14 protein-coding genes are annotated in these 13,388 nt (G+C 67.6%); 6 read left to right on the forward strand and 8 right to left on the reverse strand.

Translation table 11 applies throughout. From position 1 onward, the window contains the following. Nucleotides 1-151: 151 nt before the first annotated feature. Genes BKE09_RS10150 through BKE09_RS10165 form a run of 4 tightly spaced genes read left to right on the forward strand, consistent with a single transcriptional unit; the run spans nt 152 to nt 3,284 of the window. Complete coding sequence (locus BKE09_RS10150; RefSeq protein ID WP_075675654.1) at nt 152-763, forward strand: PIG-L deacetylase family protein; 612 nt, start codon at nt 152-154, stop codon at nt 761-763. Further along, nucleotides 763-1,902, forward strand: a complete 1,140-nt coding sequence (locus BKE09_RS10155) for a glycosyltransferase family 2 protein (RefSeq protein ID WP_075675655.1) — start codon at nt 763-765, stop codon at nt 1,900-1,902. Before BKE09_RS10150 ends, BKE09_RS10155 begins: the two co-directional genes overlap by 1 nt. Beyond that, on the forward strand, nt 1,889-2,494 hold the full coding sequence (locus tag BKE09_RS10160) for an acetyltransferase (protein ID WP_075675656.1): 606 nt from the start codon (nt 1,889-1,891) through the stop codon (nt 2,492-2,494). The genes BKE09_RS10155 and BKE09_RS10160 overlap by 14 nt, the downstream gene beginning before the upstream one ends. Nucleotides 2,495-2,498: 4 nt before the next feature. Then, entirely contained in the window at nt 2,499-3,284 is a 786-nt protein-coding gene (locus tag BKE09_RS10165; RefSeq protein ID WP_075675657.1) for a YaiO family outer membrane beta-barrel protein, read from the forward strand. A gap of 53 nt (nt 3,285-3,337) precedes the next feature. On the opposite strand, the gene ubiB is transcribed toward BKE09_RS10165, so the two are convergent. Together ubiB and BKE09_RS10175 are read right to left on the reverse strand one after the other, a co-directional pair. Further along, nucleotides 3,338-4,993 (reverse strand): ubiquinone biosynthesis regulatory protein kinase UbiB, encoded by a 1,656-nt coding sequence (gene ubiB, locus BKE09_RS10170; protein WP_075675658.1) that lies wholly within the window; start codon nt 4,991-4,993, stop codon nt 3,338-3,340. Continuing rightward, complete coding sequence (locus BKE09_RS10175) at nt 4,990-5,625, reverse strand: SCP2 sterol-binding domain-containing protein (protein ID WP_075675659.1); 636 nt, start codon at nt 5,623-5,625, stop codon at nt 4,990-4,992. The genes ubiB and BKE09_RS10175 overlap by 4 nt, the downstream gene beginning before the upstream one ends. A 417-nt stretch (nt 5,626-6,042) precedes the next feature. Between BKE09_RS10175 and ddlA the strand changes: the two genes are divergently transcribed. Continuing rightward, on the forward strand, nt 6,043-7,137 hold the full coding sequence (gene ddlA, locus BKE09_RS10180; RefSeq protein ID WP_075675660.1) for a D-alanine--D-alanine ligase: 1,095 nt from the start codon (nt 6,043-6,045) through the stop codon (nt 7,135-7,137). A 152-nt stretch (nt 7,138-7,289) separates the two neighbouring features. Here ddlA and BKE09_RS10185 read toward each other — a convergent pair whose 3' ends face one another. The 3 genes from BKE09_RS10185 to oleC form a co-directional block, all read right to left on the reverse strand. Then, entirely contained in the window at nt 7,290-7,445 is a 156-nt protein-coding gene (locus BKE09_RS10185; RefSeq protein WP_049429804.1) for a DUF1328 domain-containing protein, read from the reverse strand. A gap of 82 nt (nt 7,446-7,527) precedes the next feature. Next, nucleotides 7,528-8,520 carry a 2-alkyl-3-oxoalkanoate reductase gene (gene oleD, locus BKE09_RS10190; RefSeq protein ID WP_075675661.1) on the reverse strand — a complete coding sequence of 331 codons (993 nt, stop codon included), beginning with the start codon at nt 8,518-8,520 and terminating at the stop codon, nt 7,528-7,530. Continuing rightward, complete coding sequence (gene oleC / locus BKE09_RS10195; protein ID WP_075675662.1) at nt 8,517-10,175, reverse strand: olefin beta-lactone synthetase; 1,659 nt, start codon at nt 10,173-10,175, stop codon at nt 8,517-8,519. Before oleC ends, oleD begins: the two co-directional genes overlap by 4 nt. 104 nt (nt 10,176-10,279) lie before the next feature. Here oleC and BKE09_RS10200 point away from each other — a divergent pair, with 104 nt between their 5' ends. Then, entirely contained in the window at nt 10,280-10,705 is a 426-nt protein-coding gene (locus BKE09_RS10200) for a YkgJ family cysteine cluster protein (RefSeq protein ID WP_014035561.1), read from the forward strand. Between the two features lie 115 nt (nt 10,706-10,820). On the opposite strand, the gene BKE09_RS10205 is transcribed toward BKE09_RS10200, so the two are convergent. From BKE09_RS10205 to BKE09_RS10215, 3 genes are all read right to left on the reverse strand, one after another. Continuing rightward, nucleotides 10,821-11,711: an alpha/beta fold hydrolase gene (locus tag BKE09_RS10205; RefSeq protein WP_075675663.1), complete on the reverse strand. Its 891-nt coding sequence runs from the start codon at nt 11,709-11,711 to the stop codon at nt 10,821-10,823. A 128-nt stretch (nt 11,712-11,839) separates the two neighbouring features. Continuing rightward, nucleotides 11,840-12,856, reverse strand: coding sequence for a 3-oxoacyl-ACP synthase III (locus BKE09_RS10210; RefSeq protein ID WP_014035559.1), 1,017 nt, complete (start codon nt 12,854-12,856; stop codon nt 11,840-11,842). 103 nt (nt 12,857-12,959) lie between these two features. Beyond that, complete coding sequence (locus BKE09_RS10215) at nt 12,960-13,277, reverse strand: DUF4156 domain-containing protein (RefSeq protein ID WP_005407628.1); 318 nt, start codon at nt 13,275-13,277, stop codon at nt 12,960-12,962. Nucleotides 13,278-13,388: the final 111 nt, after the last annotated feature.

Genomic DNA, 13,388 nt, shown 5'->3' on the forward strand with positions numbered 1-13,388 from the left:
GCCCCGGCATGGGCAAGCATTGTGGCCTGTACGGCCATATTTCGTACTTGTCCTAGCCCTGCGCTGCGTTCACATTGCGATAGTGCCCGCCTTCTTCACGCGGGACGGTCCACCTGCCCGCTGCCCTCTTGGTTTCCGCAAGGACACGGCCATGGTTCTCGACATTCTAGCAATCGGTGCCCACCCCGACGACATCGAGCTCGGTTGCGGTGGCAGCCTGGCCAAGCTCGCCCGCGCCGGCTCACGCATCCACGCACTGGTGCTCAGCCGCGGCGGCCGTGGCTGCCATGCTGGCATCGACCGCAGTGACGAATCGCACCGCGCGTTGCGCCGCCTGGGTGTGACCGAGGTGATCCAGCAGGATTTCCCGGACACGCGCTTTCCCGCCTGCCGCAACGACATCGTCGCGGCGATCGAGCAGGCCTGCGCGCAGATCGCACCGCATCGCGTCTACACGATGTGTGGCGAGGATCATCACCAGGACCACCGCACCGTCCACGAAGCATCGATCATCGCCTGCCGCCATATCCCGCAGATCCTCTGCTACGAGAGCCCCAGCACCCTGCCGCAGTTCGCGCCGCAGGTGTTCGAGGACATCAGCGCACAGCTGGAGCTGAAGATCCGTGCACTGCGCGAGCACGCCAGCCAGGGTGATCGCCACTACATGCAGGAAAGCCACCTGCGCTGCCATGCGCAGTTCCGCGGCCAGCAGATCGGCATCGGCCCCAGCGAGGGCTTCCAGCCCTACCGGTTGGTGCTGTGATGAAGACGCTGCTGTTCCTGGCCATGTGTGCCTTCATCCTGGTGCGCGTGTGCATGCAGGCCTCGCGTCGCCCCAGCACGCGCCTGTACAGCATCGATGCGATCGTGCCCGCCTACAACGAAGCCCCCTGCCTGGAGCGTTCGTTGACCAGCCTGCTGCAGAACCCCTACGTGGCGCGGGTGATCTGCGTGAACGATGGTTCCACCGACAACACGGCCCAGGTGCTCGATGCGCTGCAGGCGCGCTGGCCCGAGCGCCTGGTGGCGGTACACCAGGCCAACACCGGCAAGGGCGGCGCGCTGATGCATGGCCTGCAGCACGCCACCGCCGAGCAGGTGTTCCTGACCGACGCCGACACCCATATCGATCCGCGCGGCCATGGCCTGGGCCATCTGCTGGACGAGATCGAACGCGGTGCCGATGCGGTCGGTGGCGTGCCCTCGTCCAGCCTGCAGGGCGCCGGCTTCCTGCCGCATGTGCGCGCCAGCCTGAAGCTGCCGATGATCGTCATCAAGCGCAGCTTCCAGCAGTGGCTGGGCGGCGCACCGTTCATCGTCTCCGGCTCGTGTGGCCTGTTCCGCACCTCGGTACTGCGCAAGGTCGGTTTCTCCGACCGCACCCGCGTGGAAGACCTCGACATGTCCTGGTCGCTGGTCGCGCAGGGCTACCGTGTCCGCCAGAGCGTGCGCTGCGTGGTCTACCCGCAGGAATGCAACACGCTGGTGGAGGAGTGGCGGCGCTGGCGACGCTGGATCGTCGGCTATGCGGTGTGCATGCGCCTGCACCGCGGCCTGCTGCTGACCCGCTTCGGCCTGTTCAGCATCCTGCCGATGATGCTGCTCGCGCTGGCCGGCATCGTGCTGACCCTGCAGGTCTGGTTCGGTGCGGCCCTGCTGCATGGGCCTGGTGGCCTCGCCCTGTCGGTGATGCCATTGTTCTGGATCGGCATCGTCATGCTGCTGGCGGCAATCAGTGCGATCCACCACCGCCGCGCGTGGCTGGTACCCGCCGCCGCGTTCTCGATGCTGTACGTGCTGCTCGCCTATGCGATCTGGGTGATGCATGGCCTGGCCGGGCTGTTCACCGGCCGCGAGCCGGCGCGCGACAAACCGACGAGGTATCCGCATGTGGTGGAATGACCTCGCCGCCATGGCCGATGCGCTTTCGGTCACAGCACCCCACATCGATTCCAGTGCACAGGTTTCGCCGCGCGCGACAGTGCATGGCCACGTGCAGATCGGCGCCCGCAGCCGCATCTGCGACGGCGCCCAGCTGCAGGGACCGGTATCGATCGGCCGCGACTGCCTGATCGGCAACAACGCGCTGCTGCGCGGCCCGCTGCACATTGGCGATGGCGTCCGCATCGGCTTTGCCAGTGAGCTGAAGAACGCGCTGATCGGCGACGGCGTCTGCATCGGTCCGCAGTGCTTCATTGCCGACAGCCGTATCGACGCCCGTGCCTACCTGGGCGCACTGGTGCGTACCAGCAACCATCGCCTGGATGGCGCGACGGTCGCCGTCCACATCGGCGACACCGTCATCGACAGCCAGCGCGACAAGCTCGGCGCCTGGATCGGTGAAGGCGCCGCGCTGGGTGTCGGCGTGATCATCCTGCCCGGTCGCATCGTCGCGCCGGGCAGCCAGTTCGGACCGCGCATCACCGTGGAACGAAACCTGCCGCCCGGTCGCTACCGGCTGCTGCAGTCGCTGCATTCCCAACCCCTGGAGTAACCCCATGCGATTGATCATCCGTGGCGCATTGCCATGCGCCCTGCTGCTGGCCGTGTCCAGCGCCCATGCCGGCATCGACCGGGTCTCGGTGCAGCTGGACCATGCCGACTACACCGACGGCTTCGGCAAGCGCGACGTACAGACCGTGGATGTGGCCGGTCGCAGCGGTGACAGCCGCTGGCATCTGGGCCTGGCCCATGGCGAACGCGACTACGGCAGCAAACGCTTCGGCGGCAACCGGGTGCAGGGCTCCCTGCACCAGCGCTGGAGTCCACGCTTTTCGACCCGCACCGCCTTCACTGCCTCCAACGATGACCCGGTATTCGTCAACCGCCAGGTCAACCAGGACATCCAGTGGAAGGTGGCACCGCAGACCGTGCTGAGCGTGGGCGGCAAGTACGCCCAGTACCATGCCGGTGCATACGTGAGCGGCTGGTCTGTGGGTGCCTCGCACTACTTCCCGCGCGTGACCGCCTCACTGCGCCACGAGCGGCATCGCCAATCCAATGGCCCCGACGGCCATGGCACCACGCTGTCACTGCGCCTGAAGGATGCGCAGGGCCGTGGGTCGACCCAGCTGTGGCTGGGCAGCGGTACCTCCGGCTACACCGCCGATTCCGATCCGTTGCTGCTGCGCGAACACGATGCACGTCGTGCCTTCCTGCGCCGCAGCCAGCCGCTGGGTGAGCATCTGGTGCTGGACATGGGCATCGGCAAGACCTGGCACAAGACGCGCCTGGACAGCTTCCAGAGCGTGCAGTCGCACCTGGGCCTGGGCTATCACTGGTAGAGCCGCAGTGGGTCGGCGGCGTGCCTCGCCGCCGAACCTCGATCAACAGGGAATCAGCGCCACCACGCGCGCGCCAGCGCCAGCGCGCCGACCGCACCGGACACCCAGCTCCACATCGGCAGGTCGCCCCAGTACCAGCCTGGCGGCTGCAGCACGTACATCAGCGCGGCGATGGCCAGCAGGCCGACGCCGGTGATCGCCCCAACCGCGCGCTTCTGCAGGCGCTGCACGCTGGCATCCAGCGCGACCAGATCGCGCGAGCGCATCGCCAGCTCATGGCGGCCCTCCACCTGCTGGGTCAGCCAGGCATGTACCAGGCGCGGCATGTCCGGCGCGTGGGTCATGATTTCCGGCAGGCGCTTGCCGATCTCGCGCACGACCCGGCGCGGGCTGTAGCGCTCGCGCAGGATCTTCGCCAGCACCGGCTTGGCCACCGCCCAGATGTCGATCTGCGGATCCAGCTGGCGGCCGACACCTTCGATGTTCAGCAGGGTCTTCTGCAGCAGGATCAGCTGCGGCTGCAGGGTCAGCTGGTAGCGCTGCGCCACGCGGAACAGCTTCATCAGCACTTCGGCCAGTGATATCTGCGACAGCGGGCGGGTGAAGTACGGCTCGCACACCGAACGCACGGCCGCTTCCAGATCATCGATGCGCACGTTGTCCGGCATCCAGCGCGCCTGCACGTGCAGTTCGGCGATGCGGCGATAATCGCGGTTGAAGATGGCCATGAAATTCTCGGCCAGGTAGTACTGATCTTCCTGCGAGAGCTGGCCCATGATGCCGAAATCCAGGGCGATGAAGCGCGGATTGGCATGGCGCGACGGATCGGTGTCGACCCAGATGTTGCCGGCGTGCGCATCGGCATGGAAGAAGTTGTCGCGGAACACCTGGGTGTAGAACACCCGTACACCCTTGGCGGCCAGTGCCTTGCGGTCGATACCGGCCTTGTCCAGCGCGGCGATGTCGTCGGACGGAATGCCCCACACGCGCTCCAGGGTCAGCGCGCGCTCGGCGGTATGGCTCCAGATCACTTCCGGCACGTACAGGTCGTCGCTGTTTTCCCAGAAGCGGCGCAGCACGCTGGCATTGGCGCCTTCGCGCTGCAGGTCCAGCTCAGCGGCCAGGGTGTTCTCGACTTCGGCCACCACTTCGCGCGGACGGATCTTGTCGGCGCGCGGATGGGTACGCTCGACCAGGGCGGCCAGCGAGTTGAGCAGGGCGATGTCGGCGTCGATCTGCTTCTCGATGCCCGGGCGCAGCACCTTGACCACCACCTGGCGGCCATCGGCCAGCGTGGCCGCATGCACCTGTGCGATCGAGGCCGAGGCCAGCGGTTCGGTATCGAAGCTGGCGAATGCCTCGCTGACCGGCAGGCCGAGTGCTTCCTCGACGATGCGGCGCGCGCTATCGCCGTCGAACGGCTTGACCCGGTCCTGCAACAGGGTCAGTTCGTTGGCCACGTCCGGCGGCACCAGGTCGCGGCGGGTGGACAGGATCTGGCCGAACTTGACGAAGATCGGGCCGAGATCCTGCAGCGCCAGGCGCAGGCGCGCACCGCGCGACTGTGCGGCGATGTCGGCCGAGGCACGCGGCACGAACGGCTTGGCCAGGCGCAGCCAGCGCTCGGCCGGCGTGCCCTGCAGCAGGTCGTCAAGGCGGTAACGCAGGATCACCCGGCCGATGCGGCTTGCCCGCAGCACGGCCTTCATGCGGCACCCCGCAGGCGCTGCACGCGCGCGCCGAGACGTTCGACGTCGTCACGCAGCACGTCCACGTCATCGTGGAAGGCATCCAGTTCGGCGCGCGGCACCACGTCGCGCGATTCCTCGGTGATGAATTCGGCGGCGCTGTGGGCGAGGTCGATCGCGCCCTGGCGCGCGTGCTGCAGGGCGCTGCGCAGGGTGTTGGCCACCTGCACGCCCAGCACGTCGCCGAACACGCTGACGAACGGCTGCTGCCAGTCCGGGTCGAAGCCCTTGGCCAGCTGCTGCAGGCGACGCGCCAGTTCGGCGTCGCCGGCCACGCGTACGCGGCCCTTGCCGTTGTTGTCGCCGCGCCGAGCGTTGGCCAGCAGTGGCAGTTGCGCCAGCACCCCGGCCAGGCTGCTGCGCACGGCCAGGTCGGCTTCCTGCGCATCCACCGGGCCGACCCGCAGCTGGTCACCGTCGACACTGATGCGCATCGCCAGCGACGGCGCTTCCAGGGTCAGGTCGATGTGCCGGCCATCGAGGCCGGCCAGTGCATGGCGGGTATCCGGATCCAGCGCCAGCGCGCGGTTCAGGGCGATCTGCAGGGCGCGGCCAGCGACCGGCTTGAGGGACTTGAGCAGGGAGAGAGCCATGTGCGCATTCTACCTGCGTGGGTGGGGGGCTTGGGCCGGGCGGCCGCCCGGCACCCGCAGAGGCAACGGCAACAGCCGAAGCAACAGCAACAGCGGTCATTCCGTGGGTAGGCGGGGTGGGCCCGGTTGCGGGGGCCGCTGCAAGTACGTCCCTGTAAGCTCGGTCGCCGCATCCATGCGGCTCACGCCCCCGCAACCGGACCCACCCCGCCTTCGGCAGGTTCCTGCGATCTGTCAGGCTATCTGGGGTCGGATCCCGTTGCTGCGCAACGGGCTCTGACCCCCTATTGATGGGCCATGGAGGACGCTAGATCCACGCCATGCGTGGATGGATTTCTGGTTCATCTGTGCCTCACGCGGAGGGCCGATGAAGGTTCATGCTATGAGGCCACGCACCGCACAGGACATCGCAACACCATGGCACGGACCCGGGTCGGCATCATCTTCGGTGGCAAGTCTTCCGAGCACGAAGTTTCACTGCAGTCGGCGAAGAACATCCTCGATGCGCTCGATCGCGAGCGCTTCGAACCGGTGCTGGTCGGCATCGACAAGCAGGGCCAGTGGCATCTGAGCGAGCCTGCGACCTTCCTGCTCAATGCCGATGATCCGGCACGCATCGCGCTGCATCGTTCCGGCCAGTCGCTGGCGGTCCTTCCCGGTGCCGAGCAGGCGCAGCTGCAGCCCTCCGATGCGGCCAGCGTGCTGGGCCAGATCGATGTGGTGCTGCCGATCGTGCATGGACCGCTGGGCGAGGACGGTGCCCTGCAGGGCCTGCTGCGCATGGCCAACCTGCCCTTCGTCGGTTCGCCGGTGCTGGGCTCGGCGGTGGCGATGGACAAGGACGTGACCAAGCGCCTGCTGCGCGACGCCGGACTGAAGGTTGCACCATGGCTGTGCATCCGTCGCCACCAGGCGGCGGCGGTCGATGTCGAGGCGGTGATCGCGCAGCTCGGCCTGCCGCTGTTCGTGAAGCCGGCCAACCAGGGCTCGTCGGTGGGCGTGAGCAAGGTCAAGGATGCGGCGGGTTTCGCCGAGGCACTGGAACTGGCACTGCGCTATGACCACAAGGTGCTGGTGGAATCGGCGGTGGTCGGCCGTGAGATCGAGTGCGCGGTGCTGGGCAACGAACAGCCGCAGGCCAGCCTGTGCGGCGAAGTGGTGGTGCACGACGAGTTCTACGCCTACGACACCAAGTACATCAACGAGGATGGCGCCGAGGTGGTGGTACCCGCGGATATCGATGCTGCAACCCAGGCGCGCATCCAGCAGGTCGCGCTGCAGGCCTACCAGGCGCTGGAGTGTGCAGGCATGGCGCGCGTGGACGTGTTCCTCACCGCGGGCGGCGACATCATCATCAACGAAGTCAACACGCTGCCCGGCTTCACCCGCATCAGCATGTACCCGAAGCTGTGGGGTGCCAGCGGCGTGGACTACACCACGCTGATCACGCGCCTGATCGAGCTGGCGCAGGAACGCCATGCAGCCGATCGTGGATTGCACAGCGCCGTGTAGCGGCGCTCGCTGTCTCTGTAGAGTCGAGCCATGCTCGACTCTACAGAGACAGTCGAGCATGGCTCGACTCTACAAAGGGGCGTGCCGACCAACGGTCGGCACCCACCGGAAAGAACAGTGCCGGCCGGCGGCCGGCACTACCCTGCGGTCGTCTAGCCGCGCTTGCGGAACATCGAGATCACCGCCAGAACCAGGAAGATCACGAACAGGATCCAGGCGATGTTGCTGGCGGCACCGGCGATGCCGGAGAAGCCGAGCACGGCGGCGATGATGGCGATGACGAAAAAGATGACGGCGTAATGCAGCATGGTGCTCCTCGCAGATGTCCGGGCCAATGGATGGCGTGGGTCCATCCTCCTGATCCTGCGGTGTGCAACCAGTGACGGCGAGCTATGCAGCAGATGAAGCCTTCAGCCTGCGCAGCCCTTCTTCGATGCTGACCTGTGGCACATAGCCGAAATCGCGGCGGGCCGGCTCCATGCTGTACCAGTGCGGCGTGCACAGCTGCTCGGCCAGGAAGCGGGTCAGCGGCGGCTCGCCGCGCAGGCGCAGCAGCGGCCACAGCCGTTCGCAGACCGCGCCGATGCGATAGGCGGTCTTGAAGCTGATCGCCTTGTCCACCGTCGGCGCGCCAACCGCGGCCAGCAGCTTGTTGACCAGCTCGCGCATCGGCAGCGGCTCACCGTTGGAGATGAAATAGGCCTTGCCCGCACACGCAGCCCCCGGTGCCAACGCTTCAAAGGCGAGGAAATGGGCGAGCGCGGCGTTGTCGATGTAGGTGGTATCGACCTTGTTGTTGCCGTCGCCGACCAGGCGCAGGCGGCCCTGTTGCGCTCGTTCTGCCAGGCGCGGCACCAGCTGCTGGTCACCCGGGCCCCAGATCAGGCGCGGGCGCAGTGCCACCGTCGCCAGCGACGCATCGTTGGCGGCCAGCACGCGCTGTTCGGCAATCGCCTTGGTCGCCGCATACGGTGCCTGGAAGTCCTCGCCGTACGGCACCTCGTCAGCACCCAGGCCTTCCACCGGGTGCGTGGCACGATGGGTCACGCTGGGCGTTGAGGTGTAGACCAGCCGGTTGATGCCGTGCGCGCGGCAGGCGGCGATGACGTTGTCGGTGCCGACCACATTGGCCTGGTGGTAGCTGTCATAGCTGCCCCAGGCGCCGGCCTTGGCGCCGTTGTGGAACACCGCATCGACGCCGGCCACCGCATGCAGCACCGCCTGCGCATCGGCCAGATCGCCGCGGATCTGGCCCACGCCCATGGCCTGCAGTTCCGGGTAGTGGCTGCGGTTGAACGCCAGCACCTGGTGACCACGTTCGATCAGCCCGCGGCACAGCGCCTGGCCAAGGAAACCACCACCACCGGTGACCAGGATCTTCATGCGCGCTTCTCCAGTTCGGCGCTGGCCCAGACGGCGAGCTTCTCGCGGCCGATCTTGGCGTTGTGACGGATATCGACGGGGAACGCGGGATGCATCAGTACGTGCTGCAGGTTCGCCTCGGGCAATCGCAGGGTGGCCTGGGCGCGCAGCGCCTCGCGCAACGCCGGGCTGTCGCTCTGGCCACGCTGCAGTTCCACGCACAGCACCGGCACCTGCGCACCCGCCGGGCCAACGCCAACCAGTGCCGTGCGCGCTACGCCGGGCACGGTGTTGAACACCGGCTCGACCTGTTCGGTGTACAGAGGCCCCTGTGCGGTTTCCACGCGATGGGTCTTGCGGCCGCAGAACCACAGGCGACCCTGCGCATCGAAGTAACCCACGTCACCCATGCGGTGGACGATGCGGGTGCTGCCATCGGCCAGCGTCTCGCGGATCTTCGCGGCGGCGGTGGCCTGCGGGCGGTTGAAGTAACTGTCGGTGGCGGTCGGCCCGGCCACGGTGATCTCGCCCACCTCGCCGGTGGCCAGCACACGTGCCTGCGACCAGTCGGCCAACGGTGCGTCATCGATGGCGATGATGCGTACCTCGTTCGGTTCCACCACGTTGCCCACGCAGGTGCCGGCGCCGGCCTCGGTGGCCGCGCGGGTACGCTCCAGCTCGCGCCCCTCCACCACCGCCACCGGCAGGCACTCGGTGGCGCCATACGGGGTCCAGAACTGCGCATCGGCGGGCAGCAGGCTGCGGATGGTGGCGACCACGTCCGGCGGCACCGGCGCACCGGCCGAGGTCACCCGCGTCACCGTCGGCAGCGGCCGGCCGTGCCGGGCCAGCACCCGCATCAATGCTGGCGAGCCGAACAGCTGGGTCACGCCGAAGCGCTGGATGGCATCGTGCAGGCGTGCCGGGTCGGCCTGCGCCGGCCGCGTCGGGTCCATGTCCGGGATCACCGAGGTCAGGCCCAGCGCCGGGTCGAACAAGGCAAACGGCGGGAAGGTCGGCAGGTCCACGCCGCCCGCTTCCATGCCGAACGCGCTGCCCAGCAGCTGGATCTGGCCGACGAAGTGGCGATGGCGGTAGACCACGCCCTTGGGCACGCCGGTGGAGCCGCTGGTGAACAGGATCGCGGCCATGTCCTCGCCATCGGTGTCGGCCAGCATCGGCCCCCCCTTGGCGCCGGCGCGCTCCAGCGCGGCCAGGCTGGTACCGCCCCAGCCGAGTCGGCGGCCAACGGTGACCAGGCGGGTCGCCGACGGCGCCCAGCGCAGCACCAGCCGTGCCACGTGCGCCAGCGGAATGCCGATGAAGGCCTGCGGCTGCGCCTCGTCCAGGCACTGTTTCAGCGCGCGCTTGTCGATGCCCGGATCGACCAGCACCGGCACCGCGCCCAGCTTGAACAGGGCGAACATCAGCAGGAAGAACTCCGGCGACGGCCGCACCATCACCACCGTGCGCACCCCGCGACCGATCCCATAGCCGGCCAGGCCGGCGGCCATGGCATCACTGCGGGCGTCCAGCTGGCGGTAGTCCAGGGTGACGTCGTAGGCGGCCATGCCGTTGCCAGCGCCCCGGCGGCCCGGGCAGCGGATGGCGATCTGGTCAGGGCGTTCACGCGCCAGTTCAGGCAGGCGCGCGGCAATGTTGCAGGGTCGGTTCATCCGTTCATTGTCGCCGCTTACGGAATTTCTTGCGCGGCGGCCCACTTCGTGGAAAATCCGCACCCTCGTTCCTGATTCCGACTGCCGCCCGAGGCGGCTTGCCCATGCAACATCCCTGCATGACCTGCGGCGCCTGCTGCACCCAATACCGCGTGGCCTTCCATTGGATGGAATCAGACGAGGTCACCCCCGGCGGCGTGCCGCACCAGCTGACCGAGGTGCTGGACCCGCACCGCCTGTGCATGCGCGGCACCCATTCCAAGCCGGTGCGCTGCGTGGCGCTGGACGCGCAGATCGGCGTGTACTCACGCTGCACCATCCACCCCAACCGGCCCAGCGTGTGCCGTGAGGTGGATGCGTCGTGGGAGTACGGCAAGGCCAGCCCGCAGTGCGACAAGGCGCGCATCGCCTATGGCCTGGACCCGCTGACGCTGGCCGACTGGCGCTGGCGCGATGACGCCGACAATGACGACGATCATCCGGACGACAACGGCAACAGCCCATCGCCGCAGGCGCCGGTCGCTGCGTAGGGGTAGTGCCGGCCGCTGGCCGGCAGCCTCATGAACCTGTCCGGTGTGCCGACCAACGGTCGGCACCCACCCATTCCTTCACCTGGTAGGTGCCGACCGTTGGTCGGCACGCCCTTCAGATCGGGTTGGCGTCCAGGAACGCGCGGATCTCCGGCACCAGCACGTCCTGCTTGTCTTCCAGCACGTAGTGCCCGGCGTCCTCGAAGGCATGCACCTGGGCCTGCGGCAGCGCAGCCTGGAAGTCCTTCAGGAAGTGATGGTCGAACACGAAGTCGCGCAGACCCCAGCCGAGGAAGGCGGGACGGTCGGCGAACGACGGCAGCGCCTTGCCGGCACGCTCCAGCAGCGACCAGGCCTTGTCGGCCGGCGACAGCGGGATGTCCTGCATGAAACGGATGGTGCTGATGCGGTTGGCGTAGCTGTTGTACGGCGACACGTAGGCACGGCGCACGTCGGCCGGCATCTTCCGCTCCACGCCCAGCCACGAGGCGCCGGACGAGAACGCGTTGAAGGTGCGGATGATCCACTCGCCGATCTTCCAGTGGCGGCCCAGCGCGATCTGCCACGGCATCGTCTTCGCCGCCGGCATCGGGAACGCGGCGGTGTTGAGCACCACCAGGCGCTTCACCTGGTCGTGGTGCGACAGCGCCCAGCCGAAGCCGATCATGCCGCCCCAGTCGTGCACGGCCAGGGTCACCGGACCGGTGATGCCCAGGTGCTTCAGCAGCGCGTCGAGATCGTCCACGCGCGACTGCAGGGTGTACTCGTAGCGGCTATCGTCCGGCTTGTCCGACAGGCCCATACCGATGTGGTCCGGCACGATGCAGCGGTACTTGTCCGACAGGCCGGCCACCAGCGTGCGCCAGTAATAGCTCCACGACGGATTGCCGTGCACCATCACCACCACTTCGCCATCGCGCGGGCCTTCGTCGAGATAGTTCATCGACAGGCCGGGGCGCACTTCGAAGCGCTGCGGGTGGGCGGGGTAACCGGGAAGATCGCGCATGCGGAGTACCTGGGGAGAAGCGCGGCGCGGTGTAGAGCCGAGCCGATGCTCGGCTGCTCTTCGGTCAGGCCGCGGTGGAACCGCGCTGGGCGCGTGAGCCGAGCATGGGCTCGGCTCTACAGGAGGTCTTACCAGACCACTTCAGCCATCGAGCAGTTCAGGCCCGAGCCGATGCCGAGCAGCGCGATGCGATCGCCCTTCTTCAGCTTGCCCAGCTGCTTGAGCTTGCTCAGCACGATCGGCACCGAGGCCGGGCCGATGTTGCCGTGCTCGCCGAAGATGGTCATGACCTTCTTCGGGTCGATGCCGAAGTTCTTGATGAACGCAGCGGTGTGCGGCTGGCTGACCTGGTGGATCACGAACTGGTCCAGCTCTTCCACGGCCCAGCCCAAGGCGATCTTGGCGGCGGTGAAGGTCTTCTGGGCCAGCTTGATGCCTTCGATCAGCAGCAGGCGGGTATCGGTGACCATGCGGTCCAGGTTGCCCAGGCACAGCTGGTTCCACTCGGTGGCCGAGCGGGTCACGCCACCCTTGTAGCGCGGCGCATCCGGCACCAGTTCCGAGCGCGCCATCACCATCGCGGCGGCGCCCGAACCCGTGGTCAGGGCGGCCAGCTCGTTGCGGAAGTCGTCGGCGGTGACGTCCGGGGCGGTCATGCGCTCCAGGGTCTTCTCGTACACCAGGTTGGCGGTCTCGCCATCCACCACCAGCGCGTAGTCGATGTCGCCGCGCTCGATCATGCGCGCCGCGATATCCATGCCGTTGATGAAGGCCAGGCAGGCATTGGCGACATCGAAGGTCATGCACTCGTCGCTGACGCCGAGGTTGCCCGACACGATCGAGGCCGTGGACGGCTCCAGGTAGTCGCGGCTGACCGAGGTGTTGACCAGCAGGCCGACCTGCGTCGCATCGATGCCTGCGTCTTCCAGCGCCTTGCGGCCGGCCATGGTGGCGGCATCGGACGCCAGCACGCCGTTGTCCCACAGGCGGCGGGCATGGATGCCGGCGATATCGCCGAGCACGTCGGTGCGGATACCGAGGCGATCCAACGTCGGCTGCAGCCGCTCGTTGATTTCCTTGGTCGTCAGCGTATGCGGCGCATCAACGTGTGCCAGGCCGGCGATCGAGACATTCTTGAAGAGCATCGAGGTTAGCGCCAAGGCTCAGGCAAAAGGGGGCGCTATTCTATAACCCCCGGGGCCTTCACCGCATCTTTACGAATTCAGCCTTGGCCGTATGGTGAAGCGTTCAGCGCGGCGGGCACTGGAAGGCGGCGAAGCGCTGGCTGCCATCGGCCGGGGCCGCGGCGGCCTGCACGGCATTGGCGCCGGCACTCGGGGCCTCGTTGCGGGCCAGGGTTTCCAGCTCTTCCTGCACGCGCAGCGGGTTGCGGTTGTAGAAGCCGACCTTGCTCTTCACGGTGACCACCACCTCGCCCTTGGCGATGCAGCCGGCCGGAACCGGTCCTGCCGGCAGCACGCGGGTCGCCTTGCCGGCCGGTTCGATCGGCACCCAGGTACAGGCGGTGACGGTGAGCAGCAGGGAAGAAAGCAGCAGAACGCGCATGGGCAGATCCTGGAAGGGTATGGGGGGATTCTGCCTGAACAGCCTGAATCGGGGGTAGCCGGTGGGGGTCGGATCCCTCGCAGAGGGGCTCTGACCCCAGATGCATGACGG

The organism is Stenotrophomonas sp. TD3 (genome assembly GCF_001939825.1).
GTDB lineage: Bacteria > Pseudomonadota > Gammaproteobacteria > Xanthomonadales > Xanthomonadaceae > Stenotrophomonas.